The sequence below is a fragment of the Pseudomonas sp. SWRI99 genome (assembly GCF_014270125.1).
Taxonomy (GTDB): Bacteria; Pseudomonadota; Gammaproteobacteria; order Pseudomonadales; family Pseudomonadaceae; genus Aquipseudomonas; species Aquipseudomonas hamedanensis.
Genome location: NZ_JABWQR010000003.1, coordinates 233,544 through 250,505, shown reverse-complemented (window position 1 = coordinate 250,505; position 16,962 = coordinate 233,544). Strand labels below are relative to the sequence as shown.

Genomic DNA, 16,962 nt, shown 5'->3' with positions numbered 1-16,962 from the left:
GCACCGCTCAGGTATTGCGTCTACTGGCTCTGACAAAGGTGACCGAGTATGGATGATCACGGACGTAGCCCTTCCTCCAACCAGCCAATCCTTTATGTACTCGATACCAACGTATTGATTCACGATCCAAACGCCCTGCTTAACTTTGAAGAACACCACGTCGCGATTCCGATGACCGTGCTTGAAGAGCTGGACAAGCTCAAAAGCGGGCATCACAGCGTGGCCGCTGAATGCCGTCAGGCCATCCGGCTGATCGACAAGACCCTGGGCGATGCGTCCCCGGAAGACGTCGAACTGGGTGTGCCGATCCAGCGCGGCAAGGGTGGGCCAAAGGGCTTGCTGTCAATTCTGATGAGCAAGCAAGCCGAATCGAACCTGATTCTGCCCGAGCACCTGAACGACAACAAAATCATCAACCAGTTGATCGACCTGCACAGCCGCGATCCGAAAAAGCCCGTGGTGCTGGTCACCAAAGACATCAACATGCGTCTGAAGGCGCGTGCCTGTGGCATCGATGCCGAGGACTACAGCACCGACCAATTGGTCGACGACGTGTCCCTGTTGCCCAACGGCTACCACAACATGACCGGCTCTTTCTGGGACCGCGTGAGCAAGGTCGAAACCCGTCAGGACCACGGCCGCACCTGGCATCAGGTGCAACTGATCGACAACCTGCCGGCGGTGCACATCAACGAGTTCATCATCGACGAACAAGGCTTCGTCGGCTGGATCAAGGAAATTCAGCAAGACAAGCTGCTGATCCTCGACCTGCACCAGGAACCGCTGCTGCATCAAGAGGCCTGGGGGCTCAAGCCGCGCGACATCTATCAGAGTCTGGCGTTGTACGCGCTGCTTGATCCGGACATTCATCTGGTCAACCTGTCCGGTGCCGCAGGTTCCGGTAAAACCATTCTGGCGCTGGCCGCTGCGATCGAGCAGACCATGGTCAGCAAGCGCTATCGGCGGATCATCGCCACCCGCAGCGTGCAGGGCCTGGACCAGGAAATCGGCTTTCTGCCCGGCACCGAAGCGGAAAAAATGGAGCCGTGGCTGGGCGCCATCACCGACAACCTCGAAGCCTTGCACATGGATGACGAGAACACCCATGGCAGCGTCGACTACATCCTCAGCAAAGTGCCGTTGCAGTTCAAATCGCTTAACTACATTCGCGGTCGCAGCTTCCAGCAGAGCCTTATCCTGATCGACGAATGCCAGAACCTCACGCCGCACCAGATGAAAACCATCATCACCCGCGCGGGCGCCGGTTCCAAAGTGGTGTGCCTGGGCAACCTGGCGCAGATCGACACTCCTTACCTGTCCGCGACCAGTTCCGGGCTGACCTACCTGACCGAACGCTTCAAGGATTTCCCCAACGGTGTGCACATCACCCTGCAAGGGGTGCCGCGCTCGATCCTGGCCGAATACGCCGAGTCTCACCTCTAAGAGGAGCAGCTACAAGTGTCAAGCCGCAAGCTACAAGTGGTCCGAGTAAACTTCACTCGCCGCTTGAAGCTTGCGGCTTTCGGCTGTTTAAATGCGAGCTTTCCTGACGCCTGCCTACCGCGCTTTTTAACTTGCCGCTTGTAGCTTGTCGCTCGCAGCTGCCTCAAGGAGGCCCCCGTGCTGACTCATCTCGATTCCCAAGGTCGCGCCAACATGGTCGACGTCACCGAAAAAGCCGTGACGTTCCGTGAAGCGACGGCCCAGGCGCTGGTGCGCATGCTTCCCGAAACGCTGCAAATGATTGTCAGCGGTGGCCATCCCAAGGGCGATGTGTTCGCCGTGGCGCGCATCGCCGGGATTCAGGCGGCAAAGAAAACCAGCGATCTGATTCCCCTCTGCCATCCGCTGATGCTGACTGGCGTGAAAGTCGAGCTGAGCGCCGAAGGTGACGACAGTGTGCGTATCGTCGCCCGCTGCAAACTCTCCGGGCAGACTGGTGTGGAGATGGAAGCGCTGACCGCCGCCAGCGTCGCCGCGCTAACCATTTATGACATGTGCAAAGCCGTCGATCGCGGCATGACCATCGAAAGCGTGCGCCTGCTGGAGAAGGTCGGCGGCAAGAGCGGCCACTTTCAGGCAGAGCAACCATGAAGCTGAAGGTGAGGTTTTTCGCCCGTTATCGCGAAGCGCTCGGCGTCGATTCGCTGGAGGTTAAGGGCGATTTCGCCACGGTCGACGACGTGCGTGCACTGTTGGCGCAACGAGATGGCGCCGAAGTGCTGAGCGAGCAGAACCTGATGTGCGCCCGCAACGAAGAGCTTTGCCAACTCGACGAGCCGGTGTTCGACGGCGATGAAGTGGCGTTCTTTCCTACCGTGACCGGAGGCTGAGCATGGCGATTCGGGTGCAGGCCACGCCGTTCGATCCGGGCGCTGAAGTCAATGCGATGCACGCGGCTGATGTCGGCGTCGGTGCAGTGGTGAGTTTTGTCGGTTACGTGCGCGACTTCAATGACGGCCGCGACGTGGCCGGAATGTTCCTCGAACACTACCCGGGCATGACCGAAAAAGCCCTCGGCAAGATCGCCGTCGAAGCCGGACAGCGTTGGCCGCTGCTGAAACTGGAAGTGCTGCACCGCATCGGCGCGCTGGAGCCGGGCGAGCCGATCGTCTTCGTCGGCGCCGCCAGCGCCCATCGCCAGGCCGCGTTCGACGCCTGCGCCTTCGTCATGGATTACCTGAAAACCCGCGCACCGTTCTGGAAGAAAGAAAACACCCGCGACGGACCGCGCTGGGTTGAAGGGCGCGACAGTGATCATGCGGCGGCGGATCGCTGGAAGAAATAAGTTCTGTAGCGCCCTCAAGTCAGTCTTCGCGAGCAGGCTCGCTCCCACAGTTGAAATGGGTTCCCCTGTGGGAGCGAGCTTGCTCGCGAAGAGGCCATCCGCAACACCAAAATCCTTCCTGTTTCCCCGATTGACGATTTGTACATGTGAGTCCAATATGGATTTACAAGTATAAAAACAGCTTCTGTCTTGCCGCTTGTAGCTGCTCTTCTTCGCCAAACCAACAACAACCCGCGAGAGAACGAACATGAAGAAACTCCCCCTCATCACCGGCCTGGCCCTCAGCCTGTTGGCGTCGACCTGTGTGTTCGCCGCCGAGAAAACCCTACGCATTGGCATCGAAGCGGCTTATCCGCCGTTCGCTTCGAAAACCGACAAGGGCGAAATCGTCGGCTTTGACTACGACATCGGCAATGCCTTGTGCGCGCAGATGAAGGTCAAGTGCGTGTGGGTCGAAGGTGAGTTCGATGGGCTGATTCCCTCGCTGAAAGTGAAAAAAATCGACATGGCCCTGTCGTCGATGACCATTAACGAAGACCGCAAGAAATCGGTGGATTTCACCCACAAGTACTATTTCACTTCGTCGCGCCTGGTGATGAAGGAAGGCGCCAGCGTCGACGATCAGTACGCCAGCCTCAAAGGCAAGAATGTCGGTGTGCAGCGCGCGACTACCACGGATCGTTTCGCCACTGAAGTGTTTGAACCCAAGGGCATCAACGTCAAGCGCTACAGCAACAACGAAGAAATCTACATGGACCTGGCGGCGGGGCGTCTCGATGCGATTTTCGCCGACACCATTCCGCTCAATGACTTTCTGACGATGCCGCGCGGCAAGGGCTATGCGTTTGTCGGACCGGAGCTGAAGGATCCGAAGTATGTCGGCGAGGGCGCGGGGATCGCGGTGCGCAAGGGCAATGCCGAGCTGGTTAGCCAGTTGAACAGCGCTATCGACGGAATTCGCGCGAGTGGCGAATATCAGAAGATTTCCGCGAAGTATTTCAAGTCCGACATCTACGGCGACTGATAGTTAGCTATCGCTGGCAAGCCAGCTCCCACTGGGTCGGCGGTGGACACCAATTTTGTGTGTAACGCAATTACTGTGGGAGCTGGCTTGCCAGCGATGGGGCCAGATCTATCACCGCCAAAGTCTAGCCCTTCAATTCCTTCAAATGCTTGTACACCGTCGCCCGTCCCATGTTCAGCACATTGGCCACATAGTTCGAGGCGCTCTTGCCCTTGAACGCGCCCTCGGCATGCAGTGCCAGCACCAGTTCACGCTTGTGGTCGCGGGTCAGCAGATTCAGGCTCAATTGCCGTTCGCGCAGCCAGGCGTGGAGAAAAGTGTTGATGCGTTCCTGCCAGTCATCACGAAACAGCGAGTCCGGTTGTGCAATCAACTTGCTCGGCGACAGAAACAGATCCAGTGCAGCCTTGGCATTCTCGAACAGCGAAATATTCAGATTGATGCACAGCACCGCCAGCGGCAGGCCTTCGCTGTCGCGCAGCACGCTGCTCAGGCTGCGAATTTTCTGACCATCCCAGTTGAGCTTTTCGTACGGGCCGATGTTGCGCTCGCTGACGTCCTCGCTGAGCATGTCCTCCAGCGAAGAGTCGTCGCCGATCTCGCGCTTGGACAGGTTGTTGGCAATGTAGTCGACCTTTTGCGTGCGCAGGTCGTGCAGCACCACCTCGGCATGGGGAAAGAACAGCGTGGCGATGGCATCGGCGATGGCGCGGAAGTTATCCAGCGCCGGGTCGAATTCAGAGGCGGTCATGACAGTGGAGCTCCAGGCAGCGTCAGCGCCCCGTGAGCAGGGGCGCTGCGAGTGTGCCGCAATCTTTTCGGTGAGTCATCCGCAGGTGCGTTCAGGACAGCCGGGCAGGGGAGAGCATTGCGCTGTCGAGCCCGAATTCTTGCAAGTGCTCGGGCAACGGTTCGCCGCGCACCAAAGCCGCACTGGCCTGGCCCATCGCTGGTGACGTCTGGATGCCGTAGCCGCCCTGCGCGGCGACCCAGAACAGCCCCGGCACCTGCGGATCGAATCCGCTAAGCAAATCGCCATCGGCGACGAAACTGCGCAGGCCCGCCCAAGTTCGGGTCGGCCTGCGGATGGTCAGCGTGGTGGCTTCTTCGATTTGATAAATGCCCATCGCGATGTCGAGTTCTTCCGGCTGCACATCGTGAGGCTCGACCGGGTCGGCGTTGGCCGGGGAGCCGAGGAACATACCGGCATCGGGTTTCATGTAGAACGATTCGTCGAGGCTGACCAGCATCGGCCAATGATGAATATCCACACCTTCAGGCCCGGCGAAGATGAATGCAGCGCGACGTTTCGGTTGCAGGCCCAGCGGCTGCGCGCCGGCCAGTGCGCCGATCTGGTCGGCCCAGGCACCGGCGGCATTGATGATCACGGGCGCGCTGAAGGTCCGGCCATTGCTCTGCACCTGCCATAGACCGTCGTCGTTACGGCTCAAGCCGAGCACCTCGCAATCGGTGTGGACTTCGCCGTGGTTGCGACGGATGCCGCGCAGATAGCCTTGATGCAGCGCGTCGGTATCGATGTCGCAGGCTGTTGGGTCATAGATCGCACCATGGACTTTTTCCCGCCGCAGGATCGGCAGTCGCGCACAGGCTTCGTCGGCGCTGAGCAATTGCATCTGCGGCACGGTGGCTTTGGCGCTGAGGTATTGGTTGTTCAGTTCGGCTGGGTCACCGATGAAATCCACGGTCATTTCGCCGCGCGGGGTCAGCAGCGGGTGTTCGCAAAAGCCTGTCGGCGGATGGTCGAAAAACGCCCGGCTGGCCTGGGTCAGCGCCCGTACTTGCGGCGTGCCGTAAGCCGCCGTGAACAGCGCGGCGGAGCGCCCGGTGGAGTGATAGGCCGGGTGGGATTCGCGTTCGAGCACGATCACCCTGGCGCGCGGCGACAGCCAGAAACCGGTGGAAGCGCCGGCAATCCCGCCGCCGATGATGATGAAATCTGCGTGGTTCATGAAGGTCTCCGGTGTGTACACAATATCGAGAAATTACGCCGACCCCTGTAGGAGTGAGCCTGCTCGCGATAGCGGTCGATCAGCCGACATCAATATTGAATGTCAAACCGCTATCGCGAGCAGGCTCACTCCTACAAGGGATTTGTGCTGAGGTGATAAACCGCATTGGCCAAGGCAATGTCTTCCAGGCCCAAACCGATCGAGCGGAAGAACACGTGGCGGTCGTAATCCGGACGCGGGACTTTTTCGCTGAGCAGCTCGGCGAGATCGCCAACGATCGAGTCCGGGTGCCAGCCATGCTGCTCGGCAGCAATCAGCATCTCACCCGCCGACCCGGGTGTGGTCAGGCGATAGTCGCAAAACACCTGCATAGCGTTAAGGCGCTGCGGCGGGATTTCGTGGGCACGGGGGGCGTTAGTGCTGATGGAGGTGATCAGCGCCAGTTTGCTTAAATGTGCAGGATCGATCACCGGCCCGGCCGATGAGGTGCAGAGCATGATCACGTCAGCATCGGCGATGGCGGTCTCGCGGCTTTCAGCGATCTTCAGATCGGGCGCGATAGCTTTCAATACGGCCTGCGTTTCCGCATCTTCCAGCAGCGATGGCGAATACAGGCTGATGTTATGCCAGTCGCGCAGCGCTTTGGCGTAATGCAGATGCGCCTGAGCGACCTTGCCGCTGCCGATGATTGCCAGTCGCTGGGCGTCCAACGGGGCGAGGGCGTCGACCGCCACTGCCGTGGTCGCGGCGGTGCGCGCGGTGGTCAGTTCGCCGGCGTCACAGAGCAGTAGCGGTTGCCCGGTTTTCATCGACATCAACAGCGTCCACGCTGTCACCAGTGCGCCTTGCTCGCGAACGATGTACGGCGAGGTCTTTACGCCGTAGACGCCGTCCCCGGACAGCACACCCAGATAGTTGATGAAGTCGCCGGCACCCTGCGGGAATTCAACCAGCTGCTGCGCCGGTTGCACGGCGTTGCCTGCCGCGAGATCGCGAAACAGCTTGCGCACGATCTGCGGCACGTCGATGCGCGCCAGCAGGTCTCGGGCCTGAGCTTGGTCGATCACGTAAGGTGTACTGGACATTTTGCGCTCCAAAACTAAACTTATTTTCCATTATGGACTTTTAGTTCTGTTGAGCAACCGCCAGGCGTAAAAAAAGCGCAGTCCGTTTCCGGCTGCGCTTTTTCATTGCGTGGCGCTTACTGCGGGCGCTTGCGCTCAACCGCACGCAGCAGATGCGTTGGCGGCGTTTCACAGCTGATCTTGCGACCGAGCTTTTCTTCGATGGACGGTAACTGGTAGGAATCGTCCTCACCGGCGAAGCTGATCGATACGCCATCGGCGCCGGCACGACCGGTACGGCCGATGCGGTGCACGTAATCGTCCGGGACTTCCGGCAGGGTGAAGTTGATCACATGGCTGATGCCGTCGATGTGGATACCGCGACCTGCCACATCCGTGGCCACCAGCACGCGGATCTTGCCTTCGCGGAAACCTTCCAGGGTCTTGATGCGTTTGTGCTGCGGCACGTCGCCTGACAGCTGCGCAGCGTTCACACCGTCGCGCACCAGGCGTTCTTCGATACGGCGTACTTCGTCCTTGCGGTTGGCGAACACCATCACGCGCTCCCAACCGTTGTCGTTGATCAGGTTGAAGAGCAGCTTGTACTTGTCGGCACCGGCAACGGCATAGATGTGCTGCTCGACGTTGTCGCTGGCGACGTTGAGTGATTCGATCTCGACGATGGACGGGTCGGTGGTCCATTGCTTGGCCAGGTTCATCACGTCTTCGGTGAAGGTCGCGGAGAACAGCAATGTCTGGCGCTCGGCCTTCGGCGGCGTCTGGCGAATGATCTGGCGCACCTGCGGGATGAAGCCCATGTCGAGCATGCGGTCGGCTTCGTCCAGCACCATCACTTCGACCATGTCCAGGTGCACGTCGCCGCGCTGGTTGAAGTCGAGCAAGCGACCCGGCGTCGCGACGAGGATGTCGCAATGGCGCGCTTCGAGGTGCTTGAGCTGCTTGTCGAAGTCCATGCCACCGACGAAGGTCATCACGTTGAGGCCGGTGTACTTGGTCAGGTCAGCGGCGTCCTTGGCAATCTGCACCACCAGCTCGCGGGTCGGGGCGATGATCAGTGCACGCGGTTCGCCCATATAGCGTTCTTTTGGTGGCGGGGTCTGCAATAGCTGCGTGATGATCGAGATCAGGAACGCGGCGGTTTTGCCGGTGCCGGTCTGCGCGCGGCCAATGGCGTCTTTGCCGGCGAGGGTGAAGCCGAGCACCTGCGCCTGGATCGGCGTGCAATATGGAAAGCCCAGGTCCTGGATGGCGTGCATCAGTTCGGGGGCGAGCTTGAAATCATGGAAGCGGGTTTTGCCTTCCTGCGGTTCGACGACGAAGTCTTCGAGTTTCCACGGGATGACGGCAGCCTTGGGCTTCGGTTCGCGACGCGGTTTTACCGCTTTCGGCGCTTCGCTGCGAGCCGGTTCGGCGGCGTCTGGCGCGATCGTGGCAAGTTCTGGCGAGTGTTTCGGGGGGGCGACGGGAGCGGGGCGGTCGGCTGCCGGGGCATCGTTGCGATGACCGGGGGCGGGCGACGGCGCGCTGGAAACTGGCGCGAGCTGCTCAGCCTCGCTTTTACCGAACATTTTCTTGAGTGCTTTGAGCACGGTCATCTCATCAATTGGTTAAGGAATGTACGCCGGCCAGTGTAATGCAAGAAACGGGCGCGGCGTAGTAGGAGGGATCAATGGGCCGACATTGGCCGCGAAATCAGCGCAAGCGTTCGCTCAGCCAGGTACCGATGTCGCGAATCTCTTCAGGTAACACTTCGTGCTCCATTGGGTATTCCTGCCATGTCACGGTGACACCATGCTTCTTCAAATGCTCATAAGCGCTGCGTCCCATCGAGTTCTGTACCACGTTGTCGAACTGACCGTGCAGGCAAAGCACCGGAATGCGCTGCTGGCTGGCAGATAATTCCAGTTCATCGCTGAAGGTCGGCGCGTAGGTCGACAACGCCAGAACCCCACCCAAAGGTCCCTGCCACTTCAGGAATGCGGTGTGCAGCACCACCGCGCCACCTTGGGAAAAACCGGCGAGGAAAATCCGCGAGGCGTCTATTCCGCTGGCGCGCTCGGTTTCGATCAATTCGATGATGCGATCAGCCGACGCTTCGAGCTCGTCGCGGTCGATTGCCCGCGCCGGGCTCATGGCTTTGATGTCGTACCAGCTCGGCATGGCATATCCGCCATTTATCGTCACCGGACGCGTCGGTGCCTGCGGCAACACAAAGCGCGTACTCAACAGACTTTCCTGCAGCGCTTCAGCCACCGGCAGGAAGTCGTAACGGTCGGCGCCGAGGCCGTGCAGCCAGATCACGCAGGCGTCTGCGGGCTTAACAGGCTGAAGAATCAAGGGCTCGGTCATGTTTGCTCCAAAAATGTGCGGGCGCTCTCATTGAGTGCGTGATCTGAGTGCGCGCCCGGTTGATCCGTTAAGAAGATGTCGCAAGGTTACAAGTTTTGCTATTGACGTGTGCATGAATCGACTTCGCAAGCGGTGTGGTACGGGCTTTGCTATGGGCTTTGCGTACGAAGCGTCCTACGCGTGGCGGTAACACTATCAGTGTCAGTCGCGCGATGGGATAGCAACGAATCCGGTGATGGATGTTCGCCAATGGCCGCTACGGGCTTAGCGAACGTGAAAGGGCTACAGCCCGTTCGGCCGATTGGTGAGAAGTGAGTGGTCCATGATGTGGATTTTCTCCTACTAGACTCATAGCGAAGGTCTTACGTCGGTTGACCCCAAAAAAAGCCAGCACGGGTCAACAACGCCTCAAAAGGGTGCGACTGGACTCAAGCTCCGACACAACAAGAGCAAAACTGGAGGTTTGAATGAAGATGTTGAAATCCACTCTGGCGGTCGTGACTGCTGCAGCAGTACTCGGCGTCAGCGGGTTCGCTCAGGCGGGTGCAACCCTGGATGCGGTACAGAAGAAAGGTTTCGTGCAGTGTGGCGTCAGCGACGGTCTGCCAGGCTTCTCGGTACCGGATGCAACCGGCAAGATCCTCGGCATCGACGCCGACGTCTGCCGCGCTGTGGCCGCTGCCGTTTTCGGCGACGCGACCAAGGTCAAATTCAGTCAGTTGAACGCCAAGGAGCGCTTCACCGCGCTGCAATCGGGCGAGATCGACATCCTGTCGCGCAACACCACCATGACCAGCTCCCGTGACGCGGGCATGGGCCTGAAATTCCCGGGCTTCATTACCTACTACGACGGCATCGGCTTTCTGGTGAACAACAAGCTGGGCGTGAAGAGCGCCAAGGAACTGGACGGTGCAACCATCTGCATCCAGGCCGGTACCACCACCGAGCTGAACGTTTCCGACTACTTCCGTGGCAACGGTCTGAAATACACCCCGATCACCTTCGACACCTCCGATGAAAGCGCCAAGTCGCTGGAATCCGGTCGTTGCGACGTGCTGACCTCCGACAAGTCCCAGCTGTTCGCCCAGCGCAGCAAGCTGGCCTCGCCGAAGGACTACGTGGTTCTGCCGGAAACCATTTCCAAGGAACCACTGGGCCCGGTCGTGCGTAACGGCGACGACGAGTGGCTGGCCATCGTGCGCTGGACTGGCTACGCACTGCTCAATGCCGAAGAGGCCGGTATCACTTCGAAAAACGTCGAAGCTGAAGCCAAGTCGACCAAGAACCCGGACGTGGCCCGTATGCTCGGCGCTGACGGCGAATACGGTAAAGACCTGAAACTGCCGAAAGACTGGGTTGTGCAGATCGTCAAGCAAGTCGGCAACTACGGTGAAATCTTCGAGAAAAACCTCGGCAAGAGCACTCCGCTGGAAATCGACCGTGGCCTGAACGCCCTGTGGAACAACGGCGGCATTCAGTACGCACCACCAGTGCGCTAATGGTTCTATCACCCGGCGGGCCAACCGCCGGGTGATGTTCTTGTTCCATTTCATCCGGGGCACTTCATGCAAAATTCTATCGGCGCACCAAAGCAGAGGCTCAGCCTCAGCGATCCACGAGTGCGTGCGTGGCTATTCCAGATCATCACTGTTGTGGCGGTGGTCTCGCTTGGCTGGTACCTGTTCGACAACACGCAAACCAACCTTCAGCACCGGGGTATCACCTCCGGTTTCAGCTTTCTGGAGCGCAGTGCCGGGTTCGGCATCGCTCAAACCCTGATCGACTACACCGAAGCGGACAGCTACGCGCGGGTGTTTGTCATCGGCCTGCTCAACACTCTGTTGGTGACCTTCATCGGCGTGATCCTGGCGACGATCCTTGGTTTCATCGTCGGTATAGCGCGGCTGTCACCGAACTGGATCATTGCCAAACTGGCGACGGTGTATGTGGAAGTGTTCCGCAACATTCCGCCGCTGCTGCAAATCCTGTTCTGGTATTTCGCGGTGTTCCTGACCATGCCGGGGCCGCGCAACAGCCATAACTTCGGCGACACTTTCTTTGTCAGCAGCCGGGGCCTGAACATGCCGGCCGCACTGGCCGCTGATGGCTTCTGGGCGTTCGTGACCAGCATCGTGCTGGCCATCGTCGGCATCGTGCTGATGTGCCGCTGGGCTAACAAGCGCTTCGAAGAAACCGGCGTACCGTTCCACAAGTTCTGGGTCGGCCTGGCGATTGCGCTGGTGATCCCGACCTTGTGCGCGCTGATCTTCGGCGCCCCGCTGCACTGGGAAATGCCTGAGCTCAAGGGCTTCAACTTTGTCGGCGGCTGGGTGTTGATTCCGGAACTGCTGGCGTTGACCCTGGCCCTGACCGTGTACACCGCGGCGTTTATCGCCGAGATCGTGCGTTCGGGGATCAAATCGGTCAGTCACGGCCAGACCGAAGCGGCGCGTTCGCTCGGCCTGCGCAACGGCCCGACCCTGCGCAAGGTGATCATTCCGCAAGCCCTGCGCGTGATCATCCCGCCGCTGACCAGCCAATACCTGAACCTGGCGAAGAATTCCTCGCTGGCCGCCGGTATCGGTTACCCGGAAATGGTTTCGCTGTTCGCTGGCACCGTGCTCAACCAGACCGGTCAGGCCATCGAAGTGATTGCCATCACCATGAGCGTGTACCTGGCGATCAGTATCAGCATTTCCTTGCTGATGAACTGGTACAACAAGCGCATTGCGCTGATCGAGCGGTAAGGAAAAGCGCATGAGTACTCATACTTTCAAACCCGACATGCCTCCACCCAACAGCAGCATCGGCGTGGTGGCGTGGATGCGCGCGAACATGTTCTCCAGCTGGCTCAACACCCTGCTGACGCTGTTTGCGTTCTATCTGATTTACCTCGTCGTGCCACCGATCATCAGTTGGGCGATCGTTGATGCCAACTGGGTCGGCACCACGCGCGCCGACTGCACCAAGGAAGGCGCCTGCTGGGTGTTCATTCAGCAGCGTTTCGGCCAGTTCATGTACGGCTACTACCCGACGGAACTGCGCTGGCGCGTCGACCTGACCGTGTGGCTGGCGGTGATTGGCGCGGCACCACTGTTTATTTCGCGAGTGCCGCGTAAAGCGATCTACGGACTGAGCTTCCTGGTGCTGTACCCGATCATCGCCTTTATCCTGCTGCACGGCGGTTTCGGCATGACCACCGTGCCGACCAGTCAGTGGGGCGGTCTGATGCTGACCCTGGTGATTGCCACCGTCGGCATTGCTGGCGCCTTGCCGCTTGGGATCGTTCTGGCGCTGGGGCGTCGTTCGAACATGCCGGCGATTCGTGTGGTCTGCGTGACCTTCATCGAGTTCTGGCGCGGCGTGCCGTTAATCACGGTGTTGTTCATGTCTTCGGTGATGCTGCCGCTGTTCCTGCCCGAAGGCATGAACTTCGACAAGCTGCTGCGGGCGCTGATCGGCGTGATCCTGTTCCAGTCGGCCTACGTCGCCGAAGTGGTGCGCGGCGGTCTGCAAGCGATTCCCAAGGGGCAGTACGAAGCGGCTGCGGCGATGGGCCTCGGTTACTGGCGTTCGATGGGCCTGGTGATTCTGCCGCAAGCCCTGAAGCTGGTGATCCCCGGCATCGTCAACACCTTCATCGCGCTGTTCAAGGACACTAGCCTGGTGATCATCATCGGCCTCTTTGACCTGCTCAACAGCGTCAAGCAAGCCGCTGCCGACCCGAAATGGCTGGGCATGGCCACCGAAGGCTACGTGTTCGCCGCCCTGGTTTTCTGGATTTTCTGTTTTGGTATGTCGCGCTATTCCATGCATCTGGAACGCAAGCTCGACACTGGCCACAAGCGTTAGGAGTTCTCTGTAAATGAGCGAAGCAATCAAAAAGCCAGTGGGTCCGGAAGGCATCATTCAGATGCAGGGCGTGAACAAGTGGTACGGCCAGTTTCACGTGCTCAAAGACATCAACCTCAACGTCAAGCAGGGCGAGCGTATTGTCCTCTGCGGCCCGTCGGGTTCCGGTAAATCGACCACGATTCGCTGCCTGAACCGTCTGGAAGAACACCAGCAGGGCCGCATCGTTGTCGATGGCGTGGAACTGACCAACGACCTCAAGCAGATCGAAGCGATCCGCCGCGAAGTCGGCATGGTGTTCCAGCACTTCAACCTGTTCCCGCACCTGACCATTTTGCAGAACTGCACCCTGGCGCCGATGTGGGTACGCAAGATGCCCAAGCGCAAGGCCGAGGAAATCGCCATGCATTATCTGGAACGCGTACGCATTCCGGAACAGGCGCACAAGTACCCGGGGCAATTGTCCGGCGGTCAGCAACAGCGTGTGGCGATCGCCCGCGCGCTGTGCATGAAGCCGAAAATCATGCTGTTCGACGAACCGACTTCAGCCCTCGATCCGGAGATGGTGAAAGAGGTTCTGGACACCATGATCGGTCTGGCTGAAGACGGCATGACCATGCTTTGCGTGACCCACGAAATGGGCTTCGCCCGCACCGTGGCCAATCGCGTGATCTTCATGGACAAGGGTGAGATCGTTGAGCAGGCCGCGCCGAATGACTTCTTCGATAATCCGCAGAACGACCGGACGAAGCTGTTCTTGAGTCAGATTTTGCATTGACGGTTTATGTGTAAAAAACCAACCCGGCCACGTGCCGGGTTTGTTTTTTGGGATCTCAGGAGACGGAAAGGGATTCCTGTTCTTTATGCACTATGTGCTCGAAACCTCTCAAATCTGCACCTTCGCCGAGAGTCTTTGCATCGGTCAGCAAGTATGGGTAACGATCCAATAAACGCATCAACAGTATGAGTGCCTTGGGCGGTAATACTTCACCGCGCTCATAGCGAGAAAATGCGTTATGCCCCCCCCCAGACAGCAGCTGCACCGTCTCTTTTTGCGTCAGGTGCAATTTGCGACGGATACGCTTCATCTCGTTACCAATCATTTGTCTGGCAGCGATAACCAGCTCATCACCAGCATCGCAATAACGTTCCGCACTATCGGTGTCGGCATCCCATTCGATCTCACCGCAGTCCTGGCACTCCCAGCCAGAAAGATTATCAACACGACGCTCCATGCCTTTGACTCTCAGGGTTTCGCCACGACCGTGAAAATGCCTCATTCCCTCACACGCACCGCAGCTGACACATTGCCGGGTTTTCATGGGTTTTTCTCCTTGAAGGAGATTACCGGTGGGCTGCCGCCGGGGCGGTATGTCACCTTGATATAAATCTCCTGATCTTGTGAATGGGTGTGATACACGTCCTGCCAGACCCGATGATCGATGTAGGTAGTCATCGACTTGTACAACATCTTTTTTTGCAGACCGAAAACGGTCTCTTGCATCTCAACGACATTGAAACCTAACTTTTCCGCGGAATCGATCGAGGTCTTGGTGAAAGCTTTTTTGCCGAGCCGCCTCACCTCAGCTTTGATCACCGCCAAGTCGTAATGGGGTGTGTTCTTCTCCATAAGAAACCAAAACCCTGTCCCTGAAATTACCCTTAAAGGGTAATTTTGACCAATCGAAAATGCCGCTTCATGTGTCTCCGATTGACCCTAGGTGGTTGCCGTCCTACATGGGTCTGACTAACATGTCAGAAAATTCATCCTATGATTGGATGAAAAGGCGAGGCTCATGTCTGAAATTTCTCCTCTGGTTAAACGATCCCTGGTCGATCAGGCCCTGGATCAATTGCGCCAGCGCATCAATAGCGGCGCCTGGCAGGTGGGCGAACGTTTGCCGACCGAGCCTGAGCTGTGCGCCGAGTTGGGCATCAGCCGCAACACTGTGCGCGAGGCCATGCGCGTTCTGGCGTTTTCGGGCTTGATCGAAATCCGTCAGGGCGACGGCAGTTATCTGCGCGCGGTGGTCGACCCCTTGGACACGCTCAAGGCGCTGTCCCGCTGTTCGCTGGAACAGGCCCGGGAGACCCGGCACATTCTTGAAGTGGAAGCCATCGGCCTGGCGGCGCTGCGCCGCACCGATGAGGACCTTGCCGCCCTGCGTGAAGCGCTCGGCACCAGCGGCAGTCACTATCATGGCGATCTCGACACCTATATCGCCTGCGATCTGGTGTTCCACCGTCGTCTGGTCGATGCCGCACACAACCCGACCCTCAGCGAGTTGTATCGCTATTTTTCCAGCATCGTCGGCGCGCAATTGCGCCAGACCCTGAATATCTCCCCGCGCCGTCAGGAAGTGTTCGACCTGCATATCGACTTGCTCGATGCAGTCGAGCAACGCGACCCGGAACGGGCCAAAGCCTTGTCGAGGCAGTTGATCAATGAACCTTGAAACCGAGAAAACCATGTCCCGCACTGAGTTATCCACAGCATCGAAGCGCACCACCGAGCTGGAAGAGCTGTTGATCGATGCCGAGGCCGATGACGAGCAAGTGCAGCAAAGCCAGCCGCTGGTAAAACGCCCGTGGCTGTTGCTGCTCGGACTGATTCTGGTGGCGTTGAACCTGCGCCCGGCATTGTCGAGCATGGCGCCATTGCTCAGCGAGGTCTCCAGAAGTCTCGGACTGTCTGCGGCGCAGGCGGGACTGCTGACCACGCTGCCGGTGCTGTGCCTGGGCTTGTTCGCACCGTTGGCACCGATTCTGGCACGGCGCTTTGGCGCTGAACGGGTGGTCCTGGGGATTCTGCTGACCCTGGCCGGCGGCATCATCCTGCGCAGCAACTTCGGCGAGATCGGCCTGTTCGCCGGCAGCGTGCTGGGCGGCGCCAGCATCGGCATCGTCGGCGTGCTGCTGCCGGGCATCGTCAAACGCGATTTCGCCAGACATGCCGGCACCATGACCGGCGTCTATACCATGGCGCTGTGCCTGGGCGCGGCGATGGCGGCGGGTTCGACCGTGCCATTGAGCGAGCACTTCGATAACAGCTGGGCGATGGGCCTGGGTTTCTGGGTGATTCCTGCATTGGTGGCTGCGGTGTTCTGGCTGCCGCAGGTCGGGCCGAAGCACGGCGCGCACAACGTGGCTTATCGCGTGCGCGGACTGCTGCGAGATCCGCTGGCCTGGCAAGTAACGTTGTATATGGGGCTGCAATCGTCACTGGCGTACATCGTATTTGGCTGGTTGCCGTCGATCCTCATCGGGCGCGGGCTGACACCGACCCAGGCCGGGCTGGTGCTGTCCGGTTCGGTGATCATCCAGCTCGCCAGTTCCCTGGCCGCGCCGTGGTTGGCGACGCGTGGCAAGGATCAACGCCTGGCGATCGTCGTGGTCATGGCGCTGACCCTGGGCGGTCTGTTCGGTTGCCTGTACGCGCCGATCGAAGGGTTGTGGGGCTGGGCGATTCTGCTGGGGCTGGGGCAGGGCGGCACGTTCAGTCTGGCGTTGACCCTGATCGTGCTGCGCTCGCGCGATTCCCACGTAGCGGCGAACCTGTCGAGCATGTCTCAGGGCTTTGGCTACACGCTGGCGTCGATGGGGCCGTTTGCGGTCGGTGTGGTGCATGACTGGACCGGCGGCTGGAATGCCGTGGGCTGGATTTTCGGCATTATTGGCGCGGGTGCGATCCTTGCTGGGCTGGGTGCCGGGCGTGCGCTGTATGTGCAGGTCACAAGCGAAAAGATCTGACGCGGTTCAAATTGTAGGAGTGAGCCTGCTCGCGATCGCGGTAGTTCAGTCAGCACTAATGTTGACTGGAAGAAAGGTATCGCGAGCAGGCTCACTCCTACAGGAGGGTGTGGATACGGGTATTCGGTACGCGAATGCCGATAG

18 protein-coding genes are annotated in these 16,962 nt (G+C 59.3%); 11 read left to right on the top strand and 7 right to left on the bottom strand.

Annotated features, from left to right (window positions below):
• The first annotated feature begins 48 nt into the window (after nt 1-48).
• The 5 genes from HU743_RS04125 to HU743_RS04105 all read left to right on the top strand — a co-directional run bounded on the left by HU743_RS04125 (nt 49) and on the right by HU743_RS04105 (nt 3,812).
• Nucleotides 49-1,443, top strand: coding sequence for a PhoH family protein (locus tag HU743_RS04125; RefSeq protein WP_186551309.1), 1,395 nt, complete (start codon nt 49-51; stop codon nt 1,441-1,443).
• A 177-nt stretch (nt 1,444-1,620) separates the two neighbouring features.
• Complete coding sequence (gene moaC / locus HU743_RS04120; protein ID WP_007972660.1) at nt 1,621-2,094, top strand: cyclic pyranopterin monophosphate synthase MoaC; 474 nt, start codon at nt 1,621-1,623, stop codon at nt 2,092-2,094.
• Nucleotides 2,091-2,333, top strand: coding sequence for a molybdopterin converting factor subunit 1 (gene moaD, locus HU743_RS04115; protein ID WP_186647065.1), 243 nt, complete (start codon nt 2,091-2,093; stop codon nt 2,331-2,333). The genes moaC and moaD overlap by 4 nt, the downstream gene beginning before the upstream one ends.
• Before the next feature lie 2 nt (nt 2,334-2,335).
• Nucleotides 2,336-2,788 (top strand): molybdopterin synthase catalytic subunit MoaE, encoded by a 453-nt coding sequence (gene moaE, locus HU743_RS04110; protein ID WP_186647063.1) that lies wholly within the window; start codon nt 2,336-2,338, stop codon nt 2,786-2,788.
• A gap of 247 nt (nt 2,789-3,035) precedes the next feature.
• Complete coding sequence (locus HU743_RS04105) at nt 3,036-3,812, top strand: ABC transporter substrate-binding protein (protein WP_186647061.1); 777 nt, start codon at nt 3,036-3,038, stop codon at nt 3,810-3,812.
• A gap of 124 nt (nt 3,813-3,936) precedes the next feature.
• Here the strand turns inward: HU743_RS04105 and HU743_RS04100 are convergent, their stop codons facing one another.
• From HU743_RS04100 to HU743_RS04080, 5 genes are all read right to left on the bottom strand, one after another.
• Nucleotides 3,937-4,563 (bottom strand): PAS domain-containing protein, encoded by a 627-nt coding sequence (locus HU743_RS04100; protein WP_186551305.1) that lies wholly within the window; start codon nt 4,561-4,563, stop codon nt 3,937-3,939.
• Nucleotides 4,564-4,654: 91 nt separating this feature from the next.
• The gene (locus tag HU743_RS04095) at nt 4,655-5,782 is read right to left on the bottom strand and encodes an FAD-binding oxidoreductase (protein ID WP_186647055.1); all 1,128 of its coding nucleotides are present in this window, start codon (nt 5,780-5,782) and stop codon (nt 4,655-4,657) included.
• Nucleotides 5,783-5,913: 131 nt separating this feature from the next.
• The gene (locus HU743_RS04090; protein WP_186647054.1) at nt 5,914-6,867 is read right to left on the bottom strand and encodes an ornithine cyclodeaminase family protein; all 954 of its coding nucleotides are present in this window, start codon (nt 6,865-6,867) and stop codon (nt 5,914-5,916) included.
• Between the two features lie 116 nt (nt 6,868-6,983).
• Complete coding sequence (gene rhlB, locus HU743_RS04085; protein ID WP_186647052.1) at nt 6,984-8,462, bottom strand: ATP-dependent RNA helicase RhlB; 1,479 nt, start codon at nt 8,460-8,462, stop codon at nt 6,984-6,986.
• A 97-nt stretch (nt 8,463-8,559) separates the two neighbouring features.
• Nucleotides 8,560-9,216: an alpha/beta fold hydrolase gene (locus HU743_RS04080; RefSeq protein ID WP_186551301.1), complete on the bottom strand. Its 657-nt coding sequence runs from the start codon at nt 9,214-9,216 to the stop codon at nt 8,560-8,562.
• 467 nt (nt 9,217-9,683) lie between these two features.
• Between HU743_RS04080 and HU743_RS04075 the strand changes: the two genes are divergently transcribed.
• The 4 genes from HU743_RS04075 to HU743_RS04060 all read left to right on the top strand — a co-directional run bounded on the left by HU743_RS04075 (nt 9,684) and on the right by HU743_RS04060 (nt 13,846).
• Nucleotides 9,684-10,715: an amino acid ABC transporter substrate-binding protein gene (locus HU743_RS04075; RefSeq protein WP_186551300.1), complete on the top strand. Its 1,032-nt coding sequence runs from the start codon at nt 9,684-9,686 to the stop codon at nt 10,713-10,715.
• Between the two features lie 66 nt (nt 10,716-10,781).
• The gene (locus tag HU743_RS04070) at nt 10,782-11,963 is read left to right on the top strand and encodes an amino acid ABC transporter permease (RefSeq protein WP_186647051.1); all 1,182 of its coding nucleotides are present in this window, start codon (nt 10,782-10,784) and stop codon (nt 11,961-11,963) included.
• 10 nt (nt 11,964-11,973) lie between these two features.
• Nucleotides 11,974-13,068: an amino acid ABC transporter permease gene (locus HU743_RS04065; protein ID WP_186618768.1), complete on the top strand. Its 1,095-nt coding sequence runs from the start codon at nt 11,974-11,976 to the stop codon at nt 13,066-13,068.
• Nucleotides 13,069-13,081: 13 nt separating this feature from the next.
• The gene (locus HU743_RS04060; RefSeq protein WP_016771581.1) at nt 13,082-13,846 is read left to right on the top strand and encodes an amino acid ABC transporter ATP-binding protein; all 765 of its coding nucleotides are present in this window, start codon (nt 13,082-13,084) and stop codon (nt 13,844-13,846) included.
• 55 nt (nt 13,847-13,901) lie between these two features.
• On the opposite strand, the gene HU743_RS04055 is transcribed toward HU743_RS04060, so the two are convergent.
• Nucleotides 13,902-14,390 carry a type II toxin-antitoxin system MqsA family antitoxin gene (locus tag HU743_RS04055; RefSeq protein WP_186647049.1) on the bottom strand — a complete coding sequence of 163 codons (489 nt, stop codon included), beginning with the start codon at nt 14,388-14,390 and terminating at the stop codon, nt 13,902-13,904.
• Entirely contained in the window at nt 14,387-14,698 is a 312-nt protein-coding gene (locus tag HU743_RS04050) for a type II toxin-antitoxin system MqsR family toxin (protein WP_186551296.1), read from the bottom strand. Before HU743_RS04050 ends, HU743_RS04055 begins: the two co-directional genes overlap by 4 nt.
• Nucleotides 14,699-14,864: 166 nt before the next feature.
• On the opposite strand from HU743_RS04050, the gene HU743_RS04045 reads away from it, so the two are divergent.
• Both HU743_RS04045 and HU743_RS04040 read left to right on the top strand, forming a co-directional pair.
• Nucleotides 14,865-15,524 (top strand): FadR/GntR family transcriptional regulator, encoded by a 660-nt coding sequence (locus HU743_RS04045; RefSeq protein WP_186618770.1) that lies wholly within the window; start codon nt 14,865-14,867, stop codon nt 15,522-15,524.
• Nucleotides 15,514-16,818, top strand: a complete 1,305-nt coding sequence (locus tag HU743_RS04040) for a CynX/NimT family MFS transporter (protein ID WP_186647048.1) — start codon at nt 15,514-15,516, stop codon at nt 16,816-16,818. The genes HU743_RS04045 and HU743_RS04040 overlap by 11 nt, the downstream gene beginning before the upstream one ends.
• Nucleotides 16,819-16,962 lie beyond the last annotated feature (144 nt).

Coding starts and splice junctions, on each gene's coding strand:
- HU743_RS04105 (WP_186647061.1), top strand. CDS start 3,036: ATGAAGAAACTCCCCCTCATCACCGGCCTGGCCCTCAGCCTGTTGGCG.
- HU743_RS04070 (WP_186647051.1), top strand. CDS start 10,782: ATGCAAAATTCTATCGGCGCACCAAAGCAGAGGCTCAGCCTCAGCGAT.
- HU743_RS04060 (WP_016771581.1), top strand. CDS start 13,082: ATGAGCGAAGCAATCAAAAAGCCAGTGGGTCCGGAAGGCATCATTCAG.
- HU743_RS04090 (WP_186647054.1), bottom strand. CDS start 6,867: ATGTCCAGTACACCTTACGTGATCGACCAAGCTCAGGCCCGAGACCTG.
- HU743_RS04055 (WP_186647049.1), bottom strand. CDS start 14,390: ATGAAAACCCGGCAATGTGTCAGCTGCGGTGCGTGTGAGGGAATGAGG.
- HU743_RS04050 (WP_186551296.1), bottom strand. CDS start 14,698: ATGGAGAAGAACACACCCCATTACGACTTGGCGGTGATCAAAGCTGAG.
- HU743_RS04045 (WP_186618770.1), top strand. CDS start 14,865: ATGTCTGAAATTTCTCCTCTGGTTAAACGATCCCTGGTCGATCAGGCC.
- HU743_RS04040 (WP_186647048.1), top strand. CDS start 15,514: ATGAACCTTGAAACCGAGAAAACCATGTCCCGCACTGAGTTATCCACA.
- HU743_RS04075 (WP_186551300.1), top strand. CDS start 9,684: ATGAAGATGTTGAAATCCACTCTGGCGGTCGTGACTGCTGCAGCAGTA.
- HU743_RS04125 (WP_186551309.1), top strand. CDS start 49: ATGGATGATCACGGACGTAGCCCTTCCTCCAACCAGCCAATCCTTTAT.
- HU743_RS04095 (WP_186647055.1), bottom strand. CDS start 5,782: ATGAACCACGCAGATTTCATCATCATCGGCGGCGGGATTGCCGGCGCT.
- HU743_RS04100 (WP_186551305.1), bottom strand. CDS start 4,563: ATGACCGCCTCTGAATTCGACCCGGCGCTGGATAACTTCCGCGCCATC.
- rhlB (WP_186647052.1), bottom strand. CDS start 8,462: ATGACCGTGCTCAAAGCACTCAAGAAAATGTTCGGTAAAAGCGAGGCT.
- moaE (WP_186647063.1), top strand. CDS start 2,336: ATGGCGATTCGGGTGCAGGCCACGCCGTTCGATCCGGGCGCTGAAGTC.
- moaD (WP_186647065.1), top strand. CDS start 2,091: ATGAAGCTGAAGGTGAGGTTTTTCGCCCGTTATCGCGAAGCGCTCGGC.
- HU743_RS04080 (WP_186551301.1), bottom strand. CDS start 9,216: ATGACCGAGCCCTTGATTCTTCAGCCTGTTAAGCCCGCAGACGCCTGC.
- HU743_RS04065 (WP_186618768.1), top strand. CDS start 11,974: ATGAGTACTCATACTTTCAAACCCGACATGCCTCCACCCAACAGCAGC.